The 19,952-nt window shown below is 49.0% G+C and carries 21 protein-coding genes and 1 other RNA gene; 13 read left to right on the top strand and 9 right to left on the bottom strand.

What is annotated here, in order from left to right; genetic code table 11:
* Window positions 1-2: 2 nt before the first annotated feature.
* The 6 genes from CMM32_00575 to CMM32_00550 all read right to left on the bottom strand — a co-directional run bounded on the left by CMM32_00575 (window position 3) and on the right by CMM32_00550 (window position 3,215).
* The gene (locus tag CMM32_00575) at window positions 3-752 is read right to left on the bottom strand and encodes a YebC/PmpR family DNA-binding transcriptional regulator (protein ID MBT05402.1); all 750 of its coding nucleotides are present in this window, start codon (window positions 750-752) and stop codon (window positions 3-5) included.
* Window positions 753-885: 133 nt separating this feature from the next.
* Window positions 886-1,698: a metallophosphoesterase gene (locus CMM32_00570; GenBank protein ID MBT05401.1), complete on the bottom strand. Its 813-nt coding sequence runs from the start codon at window positions 1,696-1,698 to the stop codon at window positions 886-888.
* A gap of 10 nt (window positions 1,699-1,708) precedes the next feature.
* On the bottom strand, window positions 1,709-2,278 hold the full coding sequence (locus tag CMM32_00565) for a 5-formyltetrahydrofolate cyclo-ligase (GenBank protein ID MBT05400.1): 570 nt from the start codon (window positions 2,276-2,278) through the stop codon (window positions 1,709-1,711).
* A gap of 74 nt (window positions 2,279-2,352) precedes the next feature.
* A non-coding RNA gene (gene ssrS, locus CMM32_00560) (6S RNA) lies at window positions 2,353-2,507 on the bottom strand.
* 66 nt (window positions 2,508-2,573) lie between these two features.
* Window positions 2,574-2,927 (bottom strand): hypothetical protein, encoded by a 354-nt coding sequence (locus CMM32_00555; GenBank protein MBT05399.1) that lies wholly within the window; start codon window positions 2,925-2,927, stop codon window positions 2,574-2,576.
* 3 nt (window positions 2,928-2,930) lie between these two features.
* Entirely contained in the window at window positions 2,931-3,215 is a 285-nt protein-coding gene (locus CMM32_00550; protein MBT05398.1) for a hypothetical protein, read from the bottom strand.
* A gap of 225 nt (window positions 3,216-3,440) precedes the next feature.
* Between CMM32_00550 and tkt the strand changes: the two genes are divergently transcribed.
* From tkt to CMM32_00500, 10 genes are all read left to right on the top strand, one after another.
* Complete coding sequence (gene tkt / locus CMM32_00545; protein ID MBT05397.1) at window positions 3,441-5,447, top strand: transketolase; 2,007 nt, start codon at window positions 3,441-3,443, stop codon at window positions 5,445-5,447.
* A 33-nt stretch (window positions 5,448-5,480) separates the two neighbouring features.
* Window positions 5,481-6,491, top strand: coding sequence for a type I glyceraldehyde-3-phosphate dehydrogenase (gene gap / locus CMM32_00540; GenBank protein ID MBT05396.1), 1,011 nt, complete (start codon window positions 5,481-5,483; stop codon window positions 6,489-6,491).
* Between the two features lie 27 nt (window positions 6,492-6,518).
* Window positions 6,519-7,730, top strand: coding sequence for a phosphoglycerate kinase (pgk, locus tag CMM32_00535; GenBank protein MBT05395.1), 1,212 nt, complete (start codon window positions 6,519-6,521; stop codon window positions 7,728-7,730).
* On the top strand, window positions 7,723-8,160 hold the full coding sequence (locus CMM32_00530; protein ID MBT05394.1) for a hypothetical protein: 438 nt from the start codon (window positions 7,723-7,725) through the stop codon (window positions 8,158-8,160). Before pgk ends, CMM32_00530 begins: the two co-directional genes overlap by 8 nt.
* 23 nt (window positions 8,161-8,183) lie before the next feature.
* Window positions 8,184-8,828 carry a thiamine phosphate synthase gene (thiE, locus tag CMM32_00525; protein ID MBT05393.1) on the top strand — a complete coding sequence of 215 codons (645 nt, stop codon included), beginning with the start codon at window positions 8,184-8,186 and terminating at the stop codon, window positions 8,826-8,828.
* A 102-nt stretch (window positions 8,829-8,930) separates the two neighbouring features.
* Window positions 8,931-9,497, top strand: a complete 567-nt coding sequence (gene efp, locus CMM32_00520; GenBank protein ID MBT05392.1) for an elongation factor P — start codon at window positions 8,931-8,933, stop codon at window positions 9,495-9,497.
* 28 nt (window positions 9,498-9,525) lie between these two features.
* Window positions 9,526-10,296 (top strand): inositol monophosphatase, encoded by a 771-nt coding sequence (locus CMM32_00515; protein MBT05391.1) that lies wholly within the window; start codon window positions 9,526-9,528, stop codon window positions 10,294-10,296.
* Window positions 10,297-10,407: 111 nt separating this feature from the next.
* A complete protein-coding gene (locus CMM32_00510) occupies window positions 10,408-11,331 on the top strand; it encodes a hypothetical protein (GenBank protein MBT05390.1) in 924 nt (307 codons plus the stop codon).
* A gap of 56 nt (window positions 11,332-11,387) precedes the next feature.
* Complete coding sequence (locus CMM32_00505) at window positions 11,388-12,452, top strand: flagellar motor protein MotA (GenBank protein MBT05389.1); 1,065 nt, start codon at window positions 11,388-11,390, stop codon at window positions 12,450-12,452.
* Window positions 12,453-12,523: 71 nt separating this feature from the next.
* Window positions 12,524-13,675: a hypothetical protein gene (locus tag CMM32_00500; GenBank protein MBT05388.1), complete on the top strand. Its 1,152-nt coding sequence runs from the start codon at window positions 12,524-12,526 to the stop codon at window positions 13,673-13,675.
* Window positions 13,676-13,697: 22 nt separating this feature from the next.
* Here CMM32_00500 and CMM32_00495 read toward each other — a convergent pair whose 3' ends face one another.
* A complete protein-coding gene (locus CMM32_00495; GenBank protein MBT05387.1) occupies window positions 13,698-14,822 on the bottom strand; it encodes an FAD-dependent oxidoreductase in 1,125 nt (374 codons plus the stop codon).
* Window positions 14,823-14,943: 121 nt separating this feature from the next.
* Here CMM32_00495 and CMM32_00490 point away from each other — a divergent pair, with 121 nt between their 5' ends.
* From CMM32_00490 to fieF, 3 genes are all read left to right on the top strand, one after another.
* Window positions 14,944-15,882: an acetoin utilization protein gene (locus tag CMM32_00490; GenBank protein ID MBT05386.1), complete on the top strand. Its 939-nt coding sequence runs from the start codon at window positions 14,944-14,946 to the stop codon at window positions 15,880-15,882.
* A gap of 132 nt (window positions 15,883-16,014) precedes the next feature.
* Window positions 16,015-16,602, top strand: a complete 588-nt coding sequence (gene pdxH, locus CMM32_00485) for a pyridoxamine 5'-phosphate oxidase (protein MBT05385.1) — start codon at window positions 16,015-16,017, stop codon at window positions 16,600-16,602.
* A gap of 88 nt (window positions 16,603-16,690) precedes the next feature.
* On the top strand, window positions 16,691-17,560 hold the full coding sequence (gene fieF, locus CMM32_00480; GenBank protein ID MBT05384.1) for a divalent metal cation transporter FieF: 870 nt from the start codon (window positions 16,691-16,693) through the stop codon (window positions 17,558-17,560).
* Window positions 17,561-17,594: 34 nt separating this feature from the next.
* Here fieF and CMM32_00475 read toward each other — a convergent pair whose 3' ends face one another.
* Both CMM32_00475 and CMM32_00470 read right to left on the bottom strand, forming a co-directional pair.
* On the bottom strand, window positions 17,595-19,361 hold the full coding sequence (locus tag CMM32_00475; GenBank protein MBT05383.1) for a 4-diphosphocytidyl-2C-methyl-D-erythritol kinase: 1,767 nt from the start codon (window positions 19,359-19,361) through the stop codon (window positions 17,595-17,597).
* Window positions 19,258-19,950 (bottom strand): xanthine dehydrogenase, encoded by a 693-nt coding sequence (locus CMM32_00470; protein ID MBT05382.1) that lies wholly within the window; start codon window positions 19,948-19,950, stop codon window positions 19,258-19,260. The genes CMM32_00475 and CMM32_00470 overlap by 104 nt, the downstream gene beginning before the upstream one ends.
* Window positions 19,951-19,952: the final 2 nt, after the last annotated feature.

Below are 19,952 nucleotides of genomic sequence, written 5' to 3'. Positions count from 1 at the left end.
GTTTAAGAACCGAGTTTTTCCATGACTTCACCACTAACTTCAAAATTGGCGTGCACTGACTGCACATCGTCACTCTCCTCTAACAGCTCAACCATTCTGAGCAAACTACGCGCGGACTCTTCATCTAGCGAGACAGTAGTCTGTGGTATCCATCGGAGCCCAGACGATCCCGCCGCCCCGAACCTCTCTTCGAGCATTTCTCGCACCTGGTTAAAATCAGCCGTGTCACTTCTTATCTCATGGCCTTCAGACGAACTTTCAACATCTGTCGCTCCCGCATCTAGTGCAGCTTCAAAAATCTCCTCCGAGGTTGCNGCATCTGATGGATATTCTACAAAACCAACCCGCTCAAAAAGAAACGAGACACTGCCCGTCTCACCTAAACTGCCGCCGTGCTTAGTAAAGGCCGCCCTAACTTCCGAAGCAGTCCTATTTCTATTATCAGTAAGCGCCTCAACGATAACGGCTACACCATTTAGTCCATATCCCTCGTAGCGGACCTCTACAAAATCGGTTCCTTCCCCGCCTTCACCTCCTCGCTTTATTGCTCTTTCAATATTTGCATTTGGCATATTCACTGCCCGCGCTGCAGATATCGCCGTGCGCAAGCGAGCATTCATTCCGGGATCCATCCCTCCCGCTTTCGATGCTACCGTTAGCTCACGAGAGTGCTTTGCAAAAACTTTGGCACGCTTGGCATCCTGCGCACCCTTTCTATGCATTATGTTCTTAAACTGTGAGTGCCCAGCCATGTCAGATGTTTTAGAACCTTCTCATCAAGATTATAAACTTGGCTCAATTTTCCCCTAAAGCCGAGCCAAACATATTACCACTCCCCAAGCCGGTTACCAAACTAATGTGGCAACATTTGGGCACGGCCTCTTTTCATTTTGGCCAAGACTCTCTCAGATACGGCCCTTGGACGATGGGACTAATTTTTGCAGCAAGTCCATTACTTCCATTTACATCGACCAAAATACCACAGGCAGTTCCTAACCCACGGGGAGGAGAAACGCGCCCGACGGGCATGCGAGACTTAAAACGCCTCAGCCACGAGCCCTTATCCCCACCGATAATTGAGTCATAGTCTCCACACATCCCGGCGTCGGTCTGAAAGCCGGTTCCCTTTGGAAGTATGCGGGCGTCCGCAGTTGGCACATGAGTATGGCTCCCTACCACCATGGTAACACGGCCATCAAGCATATGCCCCAGGGCCTGTTTCTCGCTACTAGCCTCGCCATGGGCATCCACCAGTATTGCATCAGCAGTTTTGCACAATTTGTGCCCTTGAACAAAGCGCTCAACGCAAGCAAAAGGGTCATCAAGTGGATCCATGAAAAGTCTTAACATAACATTTACGACCACAACCCGGAGGCCCGATGCCAGGGTAAACAAACTGGCACCAGACCCTGGGGTTCCATCAGGATAATTATGNGGGCGAAGCAATCTAGGCTCAGAGTCTATAAACGAAATTATCTCTCTTTGATCCCACACATGGTTGCCTGTGGTTATTACATTAACCCCAGCCGAGAAAAACTCTTCGCAAATAGCTGGGGTTATGCCAAAGCCTCCGGCCGCATTCTCTCCGTTCACTACGACAAAATCTACAGCCAACTCACTTTTTGCGCGCCGCACTAGGCGACAAACTGCAGTCCGGCCTGGCTGGCCTACAACATCCCCACAAAACAGCAAGCGCAATTTAGCCCCCTTACTTGTACACCCGTGAGTGCCTAAATTCCCTATACATTTCCTCTGTTATTATACAGTCCAAGGCGACATCATCCTGATCAACTGGAATTGAATCTAAAAGCTGCACCTCGTAGCCAACCCCTATCGTTATAATTTTAGCCTCATCGTTATTAAGGGCACTAAGTGTCCTATCATAGTAGCCACCTCCATAACCTAACCTGTTCCCTCTGCTATCAAATGCCAGAAGAGGGACTATTACCACCTTTGGATTTATTTGGGGTCGAAATTCGTGCGGCTCCAACGTGTTAAAGGGACCAGTTTTAAGCCCATCACCAGGAGACCACTGCCGAAATTTTAAAGGCGCTGCCGGCGCTACAACAATTGGGAGACACAGGGTATGGCCAAGACTGTGCAGGGATAACAACAAAGGCCGGACGTCAATCTCACTCTGAATAGGCCAGTAACCTGAAACCTTAACCGGGTCCTTAATGTCGATATTCTGCAAAAATATGTTGGCAAGCTCTCGGCCATCGCGTCCCGTCCCGCATCCATGCCGCTCTTGGCGCACTTGGCGACACTCTTCGCGCAGATTATGTTTGCTGTAACAACTCTCATTCCCTGCCAATGGCTACATCACTTCTATATGGACTGTTTTCCCAATAGACGAGACCGCAGGAACCGTCGGCCCTATGGTCCACTGTGGCCTGCTGGTGCAGGTGGGCGCCACATGCCAACGGCACACCGAAGACAGAGGCGGCTCCCTAATGGACGTCATTGGCCCAGGGACATATCGGCACTAACGAGATCCGCAGTACTCGCCCACAGTCACTCTAGACTGTCTTCNTCCGAAATCAACTCATGCGTACCTTTTTAATGCAAGACTTCTAACCATTGTTATCGTGAGATCGCGTGATGGCATCCAATTGCTCCACCATGCGTTCCGCACTGATGGCGGCACGGTTCAAGGCTTCTGCTGACTGCTCCAAGACAGAATCTGATGCTGCATCTTTCGTCGCACGAGCAAGNTCATTAGCATCTGAGAGTTTGTCAGCAATATCAAGGCAGACCATAGCAAGAAGGTAGGCTTCCCCAATTGGCCGTGAATCTCCAACGGTTTTTGCACGCTCTTTAACATGTTTGTCGACATACCGACCGAGCCTAATTAGGTNATCTTCTTGACCTTCCTCACACACCACGGTGTATTGTCGCTCGTTGATTTGTATGGATACTTCTGGCATGGCCTAGCCTTCCACCAAGCTACGCNCTTTCATTGTCGCATCATTAATCCGGATGGACACTTTCTCAGCAACGGCACGCAGCTTCTCGTGTTTTCCCTCCAATTCCGCAAGGAGTTTCTTAAGATGGGCTATCTCCTCATTAGCCGCGTGAAGCTCTTCATCTGACTTCCGGACTGCANCCCCCGCTCTTTCAGCAGCCGCCTCAAGCGACTTCTGCATCTGGCTCAAAGCCTCCGAAAATCTCCCAGCAGCAGCTTCTAATTTATCCATTTTCCAATTAGTCTCCATTAGCCAGCCGGCTTCGATATCAAATCCCCATAGAAGTCTAGGATAAAACCATCCAACGAGCTAGGTCAACTCGCCCGCGTGCCCATTTGAAAGCATGGAGAGTTGACCCACCGCAAGATGCGGTTANGGTGCNTGGGTTATACGGCTCACCCTTTCNCTTACGGGTGTTATTCACTAGAACAAAAGNAAAGTCAGNNANAACTTTGCTGCAATCGGCTGGATCAAATGGCACACATTGACCCGAATCATGGAGAGGATGCTGAAGTGAATTTATCCCAATTGGCAAACGCTATTCGCGTTCTCTCGATGGACGCTGTCGAACGGGCGCAATCCGGACACCCAGGAATGCCTATGGGAATGGCCGACGTGGCAACCACCTTATACGCCGATTTTCTTAAGTTTGACCCCTCTCAACCAGAGTGGGCTGACCGGGACAGGGTCGTTCTTTCGGCTGGACATGGTTCAATGCTGCTCTACTCACTCCTCTATTTGACCGGTTATTCGGACATGAGCTTGGAACAGCTGATGAATTTTCGCCAGCTAGGAAGCAATGCCGCAGGGCATCCTGAGTATGGCATGGCCAAAGGAATAGAGACGACCACTGGCCCCCTAGGCCAGGGATTTGCAAACGGGGTGGGAATGGCTATAGCGGAACAAATGATGGCCGCTCGTTATGGCAGTGATCTAGTTAACCACCGCACGTATGTACTTGCTGGAGACGGGTGTCTTATGGAGGGCATTAGCCACGAGGCCGCCTCCCTGGCGGGCCACCTCCAACTGTCTAAACTGACACTACTATTTGATGATAACNGTATTTCAATTGATGGGCCGACCAGCCTAACCACTTCGGATGACCAACTAGCTCGGTTCTCTGCGCTTGGATGGCATGTTCAGCACATCGACGGACACAACAATGATGCCATTTCTATCTCGTTGGCCGCAGCGGAACGAGACCCGAGGCCATCNCTCATAGCTTGTAAGACGATTATCGGAAAAGGGGCTCCGACAAAGAAAGGCACGGCGGCCGTCCACGGGGCACCCCTCGGCAAAGACGAAGTCAACGCGGCCAGAAAAGAGCTGGGCTGGACCCATGGCCCCTTNGAGGTGCCTGACCAAGTGCTCTCCAAGTGGCGGAAAATTGGCTCAAGGGGAATAAAACAAAGGAAAGAATGGGATGAACGGGCAAAAGCTTCAAAAATGTTACCCCTGTTTGAAGCCTCTCTGGACGGGATGTTGCCTGATGATCTAACTGAAACCCTCGCTGATTCAGTTAACAAACAGATTAAGAAACATGGGGCGATGGCCACCCGCAAAGCATCGGAGTTAGTGTTACAGACTATCAACGCGGAGGCGGGAAATCTTATCGTGGGAGGATCAGCCGATCTGACAGGATCCAACAATACCAAGACCAAGGACATGTCTATCATAACCCGGNGTGATTTCTCAGGCAGTTACATCCACTATGGTGTGCGGGAACATGCTATGGCAGCNGCGATGAATGGAATCGCCCTCCATAAAGGACTGATACCATACGGCGGCACCTTTTTAGTATTCTCGGACTATGCTCGTCCGGCTATTCGGCTCTCGGCGCTCATGGGCCTTCGGGTGATCTATGTCATGACCCATGATTCGATTGGACTAGGTGAGGACGGCCCAACCCATCAACCGGTAGAACATCTTTCTGCNCTCCGCAGCATCCCAAACCTCGCTGTTTTCCGTCCGGCTGACCTAGCTGAGACCGCCGAGTGCTGGATGTTAGCCCTCGGCCGAAAGTCAGGACCTTCCGTAATTGCACTTACCCGACAAAATGTCCCCGATTTGCGTGAGACTGACAAAAATTCTAATCTTTGCACCACAGGCGCCTACGAAATAAGACCCGCCGGGGGCAAGTGCGAAGTTTCCATTCTTGCCAGTGGCTCTGAGGTCAACCTTGCCATCAAGACCCAAACAATTTTGGAAAATGCTAAAATCTGGACCAAAGTGGTCTCCATGCCATGTTGGGAGCTCCTAGAGACACTGCAAGAAGACCAACGGGAAGAGCTTCTGGGCAGGGATGCTCTGCGAGTTGGAATAGAAGCAGGCAGCAGGCCTGGGNGGGATCGTTGGCTAGGCAACAAGGGTTTGTTCTTTGGCATGGATAGTTTTGGCGCCTCGGCCCCGTTTCAAGACTTGTACAACCACTTCGGCTTGAGTGCTGAACATATAAGCAAAGTCATTTCTGAGAAATTTTAATTTCAAACAATTGCGAAAGGAAACACCTGACTAATGACAACTAGAGTTGCAATCAACGGCTTTGGACGGATTGGAAGGCTCGTTCTGCGAGCTGCCTTTGAAAGCCGAAGGAAAGATATCGAATTCGTTGCAATCAATGATCTTGGAAGCATTGATGCCAATGCATTGCTACTGCAGCGCGACACCATCCACGGACCATTCCCAGGAAAAGTTAGAACTACTAAAACTGGGATTAATATTGGAAAAGGGAATATTAAAATTTTCTCGGAGCGCGACCCAGCCAAGTTACCATGGGAAAAGCTTGGCATTGACGTAGTCATGGAGTGCACAGGTATCTTTACTAAGCGTATACATGCGGAACAACACCTTGCTGCAGGCGCGAAAAAGGTATTAATTTCCGCCCCCGCTCAAGGTGAAGACCTTACAGTTGTGCGCGGTGTAAATGATGGCAAATTACGCAAAAGCCATAGGATTGTGTCTAACGCCTCGTGCACCACAAACTGCTTAGCCCCAGTAGCTGCTGTTCTTCACAAAGCAATTGGTATTCAGCAAGGCTATATGACAACTATCCACGCTTACACTGGCGACCAACGGCTGCAAGACACATTGCATCCAGACCCGCGCCGCGCTCGAGCGGCTGCCTATTCGATGATCCCGACTTCAACCGGGGCGGCAAAAGCCGTAGGCCTGGTATTGCCAGAGTTAAAGGGAAAGCTTGATGGAACGTCAATTCGGGTGCCTACAGCAAATGTTTCNGTGGTTGACCTGGCCTTTACGGCAAAGCGTAAAACGACCATCGAAGAAATAAATAAGAGCGTAGCTAAAGCAGCAAATAGCCAGCGTCTTAAAAATATTTTGGAGATAAACGATGAACCTTTGGTGTCTTCTGACTTTAATCATAACGCAGCAAGCTCCATATTTGATTTGACTCAAACTCAAGTTATTGAAGGTCGCCTTTGCCGGGTTGCTGCCTGGTACGACAACGAGTGGGGGTTTTCCAATCGTATGTCCGACACTGCCGTCATTATGGGGAAACTTGGATAGCTTCTTGATCAACCTGGGATGTGCTGCATGCCGCGTATTGAGACCATCGACACTTTATCGGTTCTGAACCAAAGAGCAGCTGGGACCCGCGTATTGGTAAGAGGAGATCTCAACGTTCCAATGCAAGATGGGCTAATTACCGATGCTACTCGCATCGAACGGCTTCTCCCAACAATCACGGAACTAACAGAGCGCGGCTGTAAAGTGGTAATTATGTCGCACTTTGATCGCCCTAAGGGAAAGGTGGTTCCCGAAATGTCACTAAGAGTCCTACTCCCTTTCCTTGTGAAGATTTTTGGTGGACGGGAAATAGCTTTCNTAGAGAATCCCCTTGGAGAAGCTGCCAAAGAAACTGTAGCTAACTTGCCTGATGGAGGCATTGCCTTAGCCGAAAATCTTCGATTTTTTTCTGGCGAAGAAAGTAATGACGAAAAATTTGCTCGCGCCCTTGGTAGACTAGGCGATGCCTTCGTGAATGATGCATTTTCTGTGGCCCACAGGGCCCACGCTTCGACTGAAGGGCTTGCCCGCATCATGCCAGCCGCTGCAGGAAGGTCCATGCAGTCGGAGCTAGAAGCCCTTGAAACAGCCCTGGCAAACCCTGAACGCCCAGTAGCCGCAGTAGTCGGCGGAGCGAAGGTATCAACCAAACTAGATATCCTTACGAATCTGGCCAGCAAAGTTGATCGATTAGTAGTTGGCGGCGCGATGGCCAACACCTTTCTTTTCGCCCAAGGGACCAATGTTGGTGTGTCACTGTGCGAAAAAGAGATGGCTAAGGCAGCTGTCACAGTAATGAAGAATGCAGATAAAGTTGGGTGCAAAATAATTCTGCCATCCGATGTGGTCGTCGCTGAACAGCTGAAGGTGGGTTCCAGCGCGCAAACAGTACATATTTCGGCAATACCGCCCAACATGATGATCCTGGACATCGGCACAAACACCATCCAGGCCATTGCCGCTGAGCTAGAAAGCTGCAGAACAGTCTTGTGGAATGGTCCCCTAGGTGCATTTGAATGTCCCCCTTTTGACGAAGGGACTAAAGTGGTCTCCCAAATGGTAGCCGAGTTGACAGCCNAGTCAAAACTCCATTCTATCGCTGGTGGTGGAGATACCATAGCCGCACTAGTCTCATCTAATACACTTTCGCGTTTTTCATATGTTTCTACAGCAGGTGGTGCCTTCCTAGAATGGCTTGAAGGCAAAAATCTTCCTGGGGTAGCGGCCCTTTATGGGTGAAAGCCAGCTAATTAACCGAGGCGAAATTATCTGTTACCTAGAGGAACACTTTCAGGCCACATTTGAGGTNATCTCAAAAATGCGCACGGACACTCAGCCAATTATCCGAACCGCACCCGGGGCCGCCGAATACGCCGGTGTTCAATTTCTGTGGGACTTAATTAAGCTAGCCCAAGGCCGATCGCAAAAGTATACTGAAGTAGTCTTAGACTGTGGTCACAACCCGGCAACTGTCTTTGGTGCATTAAGAACGGGCTGGAAAAACATTGGTTTTACAGGACCACCAAAATTACAAAGGAAAGTGGTCAGTCTACTGAACCAGCACGATGGACAGGTCTTTGACTTAAACAAGGGGCCAGTTTTAAGTCTTCAGCATAGTGCCGATCCGACCGAAGACTGTATTTGCTGGCTTAAAGGACTACAAAAGTGAAACGCCCCAACCAAGACCGAAGTATACCGGCTTGCCAACTTTATCTTATTAGTCCACCAGATTTTGAAGTAAGGGACTTTTCCACAAGCTTGCATGCAGCCCTAGCGACTACCCACGTTTCGTGCTTTCAGCTTCGCTTAAAGGGCGTCGAAGACGAAGATATCTTGAATGCAGGACGGGCCTTATTACCGATCTGTCGGGATTTCGAAGTTCCGTTTATTCTAAACGATAGGCCTGACCTAGCGGCAGAATTGAAGGCCGAAGGCGCACACTTAGGGCAGGACGACATGAGTTACAAAAACGCCCGCCAATGGTTGGGAAACGACGCTATAATTGGCGTAAGTTGCTATGATTCCTCACATGCCGCCATGGTGGCCGCGGAATCCGGGGCAGATTATGTCGCCTTCGGAGCGTTCTATGCCACCACCACCAAAAAGCCCCGGACCCAAGCGACCCCACAACTGCTTTCTCTCTGGCAACAGGCNACAACGATACCATGTGTCGCCATCGGCGGAATAACTGTCGATAACTGTCCACCTTTAATTAAGGCCGGAGCAGACTTTATAGCTGTTGTAAGTGGCGTGTGGAATCACCCGGAAGGACCATCCACAGCAGTGAACCATTTCAACCAACTGTGCCTATCGAACAAAGAGGCTTCCTCCAATTAGAGCTTGAACCTCTACACCCATCGCCTTACTCGTTGCCACGAGCGCTTCAAATTGATACCTTCCCAGTTATCCCTCACACGAACTAAACTCACAGTGGAAAAAATGAAAATAAATGGCAATGCCATTCGACCTGGCATGATTATAGAACATAAAGAACAGCTTTGGCGCGCCATTAAAACCCAAGCGACCCAACCTGGAAAAGGAGGCGCCTACAACCAGGTTGAACTTAGAAATCTTAGGGACGGGAGCAAATTAAACGAGCGCTTCAGAGCAGCTCAAGATGTAGAAAGAACGCGACTAGACGAACACCCGCACCAGTTTTTGTATCGTGAGGGAGACGAGCTGACCTTCATGAATGCTGAGAGCTATGATCAAGTTTCCCTTAACACCAGCTTTGTGGGAGATAGAGCAGCGTTTCTGCAAGATGGCATGGAAGTAATATTATTATCTTTTGATGGGGAAGTTTTGGATATCACACTTCCAGATAACATCACTGTCACGGTGGCTGATACGGAACCGGTGGTAAAAGGTCAAACAGCTGCGTCAAGCTTTAAGCCCGCCATATTAGACAACGGACTTCGGACNATGGTTCCACCACATATCGAACTCGGAGCACGTATTATAATCAATACGACCGACAGTTCTTATGTTGAACGCGCCAAAGACTAAAAATTAATATATAGAAATACCTGCAATCATGGCTGTGCGCTCACCAGTTATAAACGTGATGGTAACCGCCGCAACGAAAGTTGCCAGAGCATTAAATCGCGACTTCGGAGAAATTGAACAGCTTCAGGCCAGCAGATCAGGGAGCTGGGATTTCACCAATCGCTCCTTTCAACATGGCGCACGTATTCTGAGAGAGACCCTTTCTAAGGCTAGGCCAGTGAGCCAGGTCAACATACCGGGCTTCTCGGTTGAAGAGCCGAATAGTCGAGCCTCAGAGCTTTGGATAGCCGATCCGATTAGTGGAAAAACTAATTTTGCCCACGGCATACCGCATTTTGCGGTATCGATCGCATACCTTACGAATTCAGAGACAAAGAGTGCTGTCATATACGATTTTATTAATGACAACCTTTATTGGGCAGAGAAGGGTGCAGGAGCCTACCGAAATGACCGAAGAATACGTGTATCAAAACGGCACAATGTTTCCGACCTAGTTTTCGGGAATTTTGAAGCCCAACCCGATATTGATCGATGCCATACAGCACAAGCTGGTGTAGCTAAAATGGGTTCAAGTGTTCGAATTTTAGGTTCGCCGGCACTAGACTTAGCTCTCGTCGCATCTGGGGTTTTTGATGGATTTTGGAGCTTTTCTGCAAAACCCGCGGAACTCTCTGGCGGAAAACTGCTGATAGGCGAAGCAGGCGGCTTCAGCCAGACCGGTATATGTGAAAACTCAGGGATTGCTGCCAGCAATGGGCAGAATAACACCAAACTTATGGAGATATTAGGACTCAAATAGCCTACACTTGGATTGCGCAAGATATTTGGTTGTCGCGGGGGCCCTGGCTCGTTATTGTTGCTGTAATACCCCTGAGAGATCTCGGGCGACTAGACAACAGAATGCGACCATATGGGATACAAAGTTGGGAAAGGTAATATGCCTTTTGCTTCACACAAAATTAGCACATCTATTCGAGGAACGTCGGGCACTGGAATTATCTGGCTTCTTGTGACGTTGCTGCTAACCTCCGGGTGGCTGAACCCCGCAAAAAGCCAAGAGCCAGTTGTAATCGGATCAAGCCAACCTCAAATTCAAGTAAACGAAGAAGCCGTATTTGTAAGGGATTACCAAGGAACAAATGTCGGCCCTCGGCTGCCACTGTTTGATCCCACAAAGGATACACTAAAATCTCGAGTTATTTACCTTCCTCAAGCTGTTTCTAACGCTCCAAACCCTCAGGTTAACTCCACAAATAATAGCGGGAAAGAGCTAGTAGCTCCGGCTCCGATAACAATGGTGGAGATCAATGAAACAGGGGTTATTCCTGATCCATCTCCCCAAACCAATACTAGAGAGGAACGGGGTGAGCCTGAACTTAGCGAAAAAGGAACCGCCACCCCGATTGCGCAGGCTCAATCAGCTTCCTCCCGCGTGGAATCCACCGACAAAGAACTGGCCGCAATCCCGCCAAATTCACCAGGTATTAATGATCGAAGCGACCCCAGTAATACTAAAAGTATTTTAACAGGCCCACTCACTATTATTTTTAAGGACGGAGAAAAAGACATAAGAGCGGACGAGACAGACAAGCTGGCTGCCTTTGCAAATGAGTTAGTTGCTAATGGTAGCACACGTCTCCAACTAAGATCCTACGCAAGCGACGTTAACGAGTCGGCTAGCGCAGCACGGCGCCTGTCCCTAGCTCGTGCTCTTGCGGTCAGATCATTTCTAATCGAGGCAGGTGTAAACTCAACCAGAATAGACGTTCGCGCACTTGGTGCTAAAAATGAAGACGGCCCTGCTGACAGGGTCGACCTCGTGGTGGCAAATTGAACCAAAATAACGAGTGGTTGGTTAAGTGCGAACTCTGAAACTGATAGACCAGAGAAATGAATAAGCCAAACCGCTTTATTACTAGAATGATGCTTTTTGTAGCGGTTGCTATGGGCGTCACTGCAGTACTCTTTCCACCATTATCTAGTGCTTTCGTATCCAATCCGCCTCTTAACAGCTTGATAGTTGGCGTACTGCTTTTGGGAATAGGCTACTGCTTTCGGCAAGTGATTCAGCTGGGACCGGAAGTACGTTGGATAGAAACATTTCGAACCAATCGTCCCGGGTTGTCTACCCAAACAGCACCAAAGCTATTATCGCCTACTGCAAGAATGCTGAGTGAACGGAAGGGGAAAGTAACACTCTCGGCTACAGCCATGCGGTCCCTCCTCGATGGAATAGGAGCAAGACTTGATGAGTCGAGGGAAATTTCACGATATCTCATTGGATTACTGATTTTTCTGGGTCTCTTGGGGACTTTCTGGGGCCTGCTAGACACAGTGAGTTCTGTGAGCCGTATTATAGGAAACCTTTCGGTATCCGATAGCGACATTGTTGAAACGTTTACGGGACTAAAAGATGGGCTAGCTGATCCCCTAAAGGGCATGGGAACCGCCTTCTCGTCTTCTCTCTTTGGATTATCGGGCGCCCTCATTCTAGGTTTTCTAGATTTACAAGCTGGCCAAGCACAAAATCAGTTCTACAATGATCTCGAAGAGTGGCTATCCAGTGTAACACGCCTGAGCTCTGGTGCTGGGATGACCGATAATGACCAATCCGTACCTGCCTATGTTCAGGCTTTGCTGGAACAGACCGCTGAGAGCTTGAGCAACTTACAAACCACGTTGTCCAGAAGTGAAGAAGATCGTCGGGCAACAAATACCAATATTCTCCAACTAGCAGAGCGATTAGCAGCTGTTGGCGACCAACTACGACAAGCAGACAGCGGCATCGATGACGCATCCCGGGGGCATCTCCGCAATATTGAAATGTATTCGGGGCGTATGATCGAGGAGATGACTAGTGGCCGCGACCAAATGTTAGCTGAAATAAAAAGCGAAATTAAACTACTCGCTCGAACTATAGCAGCCACTGCAGAGCAACCCAAAGACCCTGGCTAGGCCTACAAATAAGCAGCCATCATAGATTATGCAAAATTTCCAAACCCAGTTTCACTCAGAAAAAACACAAGATGGCAGCACGTCGAAATAAGCCACTCCGGGGCCCTGATATTTGGCCTGGATTTGTAGACGCTATATCAACCTTACTTTTAGTATTGATTTTCTTGCTGGTGGTATTCGTTTTAGCTCAATTTTTTCTTTCCCACGCTTTGTCTGGCAGGGATGAAGCTTTAAGCCGCCTAAATCAACAAGTTGCTGAATTAGCCGATCTTCTCGCACTTGAAGAGTTAGCAAACATAGGCCTGCGCGAAGACATCGCCCAACTAGGCACACAATTGCAGGCTTCTAATAAGGACCGCGAAAACCTTAACCGAAGGTTATTCACGGCACTCGGGGAAAATGACGAAATAGCTCAGGAAATGGCCTCTCTTAAGCTTTCCCAGGCCGACGCCAAAGCAACCTCCCAGGAAGTATCATTGCGCCTTTCTGCCGCTCTCACGGCGCTGGAAGCCGAAAAGTTAGCCCTGAAGGAATCACAAAAGGCGTTGCTCTCAAATCAGGCTTTACTTGGAGAACAGAGGGAGCTATCCACTGCAGCCCAGAGACAAGTCGCTCTGCTAAATCAACAGATTGCGGCTCTCAGAATCCAGCTCAATAGCATTGAATCAGCATTACAAATAGCCGAGGCGCACATAAACGAGAAGGATATACAAATAGTTGACTTAGGCAAACGTTTGAACGTCGCCTTGGCAACGAAGGTTGGTGAACTTTCTCGTTATAGATCAGAATTCTTTGGTCGATTGCGGGACTCTCTATCCGATACCAGCGAAGTCAGCATTGAAGGTGACCGCTTTGTCATTCAGTCGGGCGTGCTTTTTGCGAGTGGATCCGCTGAGCTTGGTCCTTCTGGAGAGACCCAATTAGCTGGTGTTGCTGGTTTGCTGCTCAGGATAGCGTCAGATATTCCAAATGACATACAATGGGTATTAAGAATAGATGGTCACACAGATAAAAGACCAATTAACACCTCTCGGTTCCCCTCAAACTGGGAACTATCGGCAGCCCGTGCGATTTCCGTAGCCCGCTATCTAACCGCTCGAGGCGTCCCCCCGGGCCGCTTAATGACGGCAGGGTTTGGCGAATTCCAGCCAATAGTAAATCGTGACGATGAACAAGCCTATCGAAAAAATCGCCGGATAGAGTTCAAATTAACAGAGCGTTAGAAAAATTACTGCGTCTCAATAGTTAAAATAGCGCACCTCTTCCGGGAGCAAGCTCTCCTGCATCCACTCCGATTCTATCGAGACTAGCTGGCCAGCTATTCCCCAGGATAAGGGCTGTAGCAGCTTCTGCGATCGCGGGAGACGTCATAATCCCATACCCACCCTGACCCGCTAGCCAGAAAAAGCCATCTTTATTTGGGTCAAAGCCAACTACCGGGGTCTTATCTGCTACAAAACTCCGCAAACCAGCCCACTTGTGTTCTATCTGACCAACAGACACTTCCATAGCTTGTTCCACACGACTAATCGTAACGGCGATATCAATTTCCTCAGGTTGCACATCACATGGCAACGAAGGAGTTTCATCTGCAGGACTGGCGAGAATTTTGCCCGCCTCCGGCTTGAAATAAAACTCCTCGTCCACATCCATCACCATTGGCGCATTATCCGGCACCAACTCCCCAGGGGCCGAGAAAATGATTACCGTCCGTCGCTTAGGCACCAAGCCAATTGACTTAGCACCGGCCAACGCTCCCAATTGATCGGCCCAAGCGCCAGCCGCATTCACCAAGATAGGGGCCTGGTAGGTACCATTGTTTGTATGTGCAAACCACAAATCACCCTTTCTCTGGAGGGAGAGTAACTCCGACTGGCAAAGCAAAGACCCTCCATTAAGTTTTAATTTGCGAAGAAACCCAGAATGAATAGCACTCACGTCCATATACATACCTTGCTCCAGATAAGCATCGGAGCAATATCCTTTTCGGAGAATAGGACACATTTCCTCTGCTTCAGACGTAGCAACCCGGCAAATATCTGACCCCAGCTCTTGGGCAGTGGCAAAACTTTGAACAAAGTTAGCACGTTGGTCACCCCGAGCCACGGTAAGTATCCTATGCGGTGACATGAGTTCTGAATCGGAGAAACCATCGGGTGGGTTTTCAAAAAACAACCGAGAAGCTTCCGTCAATCGGCGTATGGTTGAGTTTCCATAATTAGTGGTAAAGAATGCGGCCGACCTGCCAGTCGTATGGTAGCCCGCAAGCTCCTCGCGCTCCAAAAGAACCACATCGCCATGTTCACTGAGCAAAGCGCTCACAGAAGCTCCTGCCACGCCTGCTCCCACCACTAGAAAATCCGGATTCATTACCCTTTGCTCCCGAATAAAATTCACGACTTATTCAAAGAAATACCGCCAATAGCAAATAGCTGGTTAGTTTAGTAAATGAGTTATACTTCCGCTACTTTAAGGTTCAGGGTAACAAAGAATGGATGCACATACACTGGTTTACTTTCACCCGGATTGCCTTCTTCATGATACGGGGGCCAACCATCCGGAACGGGCGGATAGGGTGGGGGCCATCCACGCTCATCTTACGAAGAACCTTAGCAGTGAAGTGCTATACCAAGAAGCGCCCCTAGCAACCTTGAAACAGATTTCTCGAGCTCACCCACCACACTTCATCCGCTTCATATTGGAGAAACTCCCCGATTCTGGAAGGGTGCACCTGGACCCTGACACCATTATATCTAATAAATCAGGCGATGCGGCACTCAGAGCAGCTGGGGCAGTATGTGCGGCAATAGATGCGGTGATCGATGGAGCGATGAGCAAAGCACTCTGCCTCACACGTCCGCCTGGACATCACGCGGAACCCACCCGCGCTATGGGGTTTTGTATTCTAAATAATGTTGCTATCGGTGCTCTGCATGCCCGGCACCACCATGGTATCACGCGAATAGCCATAATAGATTTTGACGTACATCACGGAAATGGAACACAAAGAATATTTGAAACTGATAAAAATACCCTCTTTATCAGCAGCCATGAGATGCCGCTCTTCCCGGGAACAGGAAGCAATTCCCAAAAAGGTGTGGGCAACATCCTAAATATTCCCCTGCATCCAGGGGCTTCCGGTGAGGACTTCCAGAAAAAGTGGAGGCTGAAAGGGCTTCCTCGACTGAAGTCCTTTCGACCAGAGCTAATTCTCATTTCCGCAGGGTTTGACGGGCACCGGAGCGATCCCTTAGCTTCCATTAACCTAACAACTGAAGACTATGCGTGGCTAACAGAGGAAGTCGTCAAGGTGGCGGAAATGTTCAGCAAGGGGCGTGTTGTTTCGACTCTCGAAGGTGGTTACGATCTGGCAGCTTTATGTGAAAGCGTGGCTGCTCATATAATGGCTTTGCAACCAAGCCAAAATTAAATGCCTATGCGCCCCAAACGAGGAAGACAGGCACCTTCATCATCGACATTCGTTATCAAAAATATTCAGCTGGTGTTTGTTATATCAAAATACGATACACTCACTCGACTATGGTAGATCTGGATTCTTACATTGATAAAAAAAAATAATGACCCACTGAGCTTGTTCCACGAATGGCTGGAAGAGGCCAAATCGCACGAGCCTAACGACCCGACCGCAGCCTGTTTGGCTACCGCCGATCAAAAGGCTGTCCCCTCCGCCCGAATGATACTCTTAAAATCTTTTGGTTCCAAAGGATTTGTATTCTATACCAACATGGAAAGTCGGAAGGGTGATGAACTAGCCAGCAACCCCTCCGCAGCACTTTGCTTCCACTGGAAATCTATCCGCCGCCAAGTGCGAGTGGAAGGTGTTACTGAAGAAATTTCCAGCGACATTGCCGATGCATATTTTCGAACCAGAGCGCGCTCCAGTCAAATCGGCGCGTGGGCTAGCGCTCAGTCCCAGACCTTACCAAACAGGGCCGCCTTGGAGGGTTATTTTGCGGAATACGAAGAGAAGTTTCGCAGTGAAGCTATACCCAGACCTCCCCACTGGTCAGGATATACATTAAAGCCGCGGAGGATCGAATTCTGGTTAAGCAGAGAATCGAGACTGCATGAACGGCTTTCTTATTCTCAAGAAAAAGGCGTATGGCGCCAAGATTGGCTGTTTCCATGAACAGCCAAGACAACCGACAAACAGTTTCAAAGTTTATCACTCGGATGCCATACAAGACGTGAGCTCGCTTGGACCCAATAGGAGACTTTTGCGCATCTCCACATATGCCTCCGTGGTGGTTGCATCGTCTCTAGTGGTTCTAAAGCTGCTAGCTTGGTTACTAAGTGATTCTGTTGCAATTTTGTCGTCCCTAATTGATTCTGGCTTGGATACGCTTGCTTCTGTTGTAACACTAGTTGCAGTTAGCCACGCCCTAGTGCCCGCGGATCGGGAGCATCGTTTTGGCCATGGCAAAGCAGAGGCTATTGCTGCCCTCGGCCAGGCCGCTTTTATTGCCGGCTCAGCACTATTTTTGATTTTTGAGTCTGGAAACAGGTTAATGCGTCCGCAACTCATAGAGTATGGCCAACTAGCAATATCCGTAATGGGTGTGTCTATTTTACTAACACTCGGCCTCGTTTTCTTCCAAAACTATGTGGTAGCACGTACACAGTCCATGGCTATCGGAGCTGACTCCGCCCACTATAAAGCTGATCTCTTCGTAAATTGTGGAATTATTACGTCACTCATCCTCACCACTCAATTGAATGTCCCAATTGCAGATCCGTTAATTGCTCTCGCCGTAGCTCTGTATATTCTGTATACAGCTCGAAAAATAGGCATAACTGCTTTAGATGCCTTGATGGATCACGAACTTTCTGAAGACGATCGTGAAAGAATTGCCAAAATAGTACGGACCCATGCAGAGGTAAGAGGGTTACATGATCTCCGTACTCGGATGGCGGGAACTCAACCATTCATCCAGCTACATTTAGAGTTACCGGGAGATATAACTCTAGACGATGCTCACATTATTTCGGATCAAGTAGAGGAGCAGTTACTACAAGAATTCCCAGACGCCGAAGTAATTATTCACCAAGACCCAGAAGGCCTAAACGAGGTCAACGATAATTTTTAGGCGGCTGTAAAGGGTCATTCCACCTTCTCTTGAGCTAGGCCTCTGACCTTACGGCACTCAGCACTTCCGGTGTATCGATATCAAGCAGAACACCTAGGCCTTCCATTTCTACCTCATACACCGCTTCTGAGTGTTCCCCAATCAAATGTCTTGCTCCCACGTCCCCTGCCACGTCTAAAATTTCTGAGAAATATTCCGAAGCCCACAACACTGGATTCCCGCGTTTCCCCTCTGCTGTCGGAACACAGATTGCTCGACCCTCTGCCGGGTCAAATGCGGCTAGCAATAGGTCAATATGTTTTGAGGATACTCTTGGCATATCGCCCTGGCACACCACAATGCCATCCACTCTATCTGCCAGAAAGCGAACACCCGCCTGAAGACTGGTACTTAGGCCCTCGCCATACCTTGAATTGTGAATGAATTCCACTTCAAAACCTTTTAGAGCTTCCTGGACCTTTCCCGCCTCATGCCCAGTAACAACGACTAGGGGTCGAGCACCAGACCCCTCTAACGCCGTCGCTATATGGCGGATCATTGGAATGCCATCGATTTCCTCCAACAGTTTGTTCAGCCTGCCCATTCTACGTGACTGCCCTGCTGCCAATAATAGCCCCGCCACAACTGGCGCCCTCTTTACTGCAACCGAAGGATTCTCGGACTCATTCCGAGGTTGAGGGCGAGATGCTATCTCTTTTAAGAGACCCCCTGCACCCATCCCCATAATATCCTTCGCCGTCACTTCTTGATCAGCAACCAAACGTTCTAGAACCCAATCAAAACCATTCAATTTTGGGGAACGCGCACAACCCGGTAAGCCCAATACCGGAACGGGGCCTAGATCATTTGTAATATGACCCAGCAAGAGTAAATTTCCCGGATCTACGGGCATGCCAAAATGATCAATATGACCGCCAGCTATTTCGATTCCCATTGGGACTACATCCCTCCGGTCCACAATTGCAGAGGCCCCGCTAATCAGAACCATGTCGCATCCCTGATCTAAGACCTGCCGAAGGGTCTTTGCTATTTCCGCTTCCTGGTGCTCTATTGTTCTCGTCTCAATCAACTCGGACCCAAGAGCTTCTATTCGATTAGTCACCGTTTTAATGGTGCCAAGAAGAACCTTATCCTTAGTACCGCAGAGCTGCGTCAAAATTAAACCAACTTTTTTTGCCGTAAATGGCACAACCTTAATTAATGGGCTTGGATTCTGTGCGGCCTTAACAGCTGCATCAACAACATGTTCCGGTGCAGAAAAAGGGATTACCTTCACCGTAGCGACCATTTGCCTGGGTGCCACCTTCTCATATGGCTCCAAAGTGGCAATTGTAAGCGACTCATCAAACAAATTAATACTGTCAACGCGCGCTCGATCAATAACTACCATTCCAGCAACATCTGCATAGATATTGCACCGGCCGGTAAATGCAGCCCGAGAACTAACACCACAGCCCATTGCAGCCTCAGTCACCCGCGTGGCAGCCACATCCTCTGGAACATCACCCGGCTCTAAGACAGCAGCAACGGCTTTCTCCACACCAACGGTATGCAATTGTGCGACGTCAGCCTCACTTAGAACACGACCCTTTTTAAAATTGACTTCTCCTACCCGAATACTGTGACCAAGCACTGCACCCTTTAGGTGATCAAGAGGAAAACGCGAAAATTTCACCGATTTTAACCCTTTTCTAGCATTAGGGCCTCGCTTGGGAATACCTAACCTGCGTAATCTGGGACATGATTGCCAACGCGATCTCCGCTGGGGATCGCGCCCCAATAGGTAAACCAATAGGACCATGTATTCGGGCGATTGCCTCTTTATCTATCCCCAACCGCTCCAGTCGTTTCAGACGGGCTCCATGAGTTTTTTTACTTCCTAAGGATCCTACATAAAATACCTCCGAGGCGAGAGCTACTTCCAAGGCGGCGTCGTCTAGTTTTGGATCGTGTGTTAACGTAACTACAGCACTCCGATCATCTAAAGCCAATTCCCGTAACGCTTCATCAGGCCACTCATTAGATATTTCTAAACCAGGAAACCTGTCTTCTGTAGCAAAAGCTCCTCGAGGATCTACTATAATGACCTCATAACCAACCGCGGACGCTATGGGCGCCAGCGCCTGCGCAATATGAACAGCACCAACAACCACTATTCGAAGCGGAGGATTATATACATGTATAAAATAACAATCGCCCTCATCATTGACCAACTGGCTCCTATCTTCAGCTAAGGCAGCACGCGCATTACCAACAATGTGATCAGGAGCACCTCCATCCGAATCGTTATCAATTAGCCACTGGCCTGGCTCCTTAAGCCTAGTAGCTACTGCAGCCGGCATTTTTTTCTCTCGCCTATGATTTAGAGAAGCAAGCAATCCTTTTTCCATAG

The sequence above is a fragment of the Rhodospirillaceae bacterium genome (assembly GCA_002728255.1).
GTDB lineage: Bacteria > Pseudomonadota > Alphaproteobacteria > UBA7887 > UBA7887.
The sequence above is the reverse complement of the archived record's forward strand: the minus strand, read 5'-3'. Positions and strand labels throughout refer to the sequence as shown.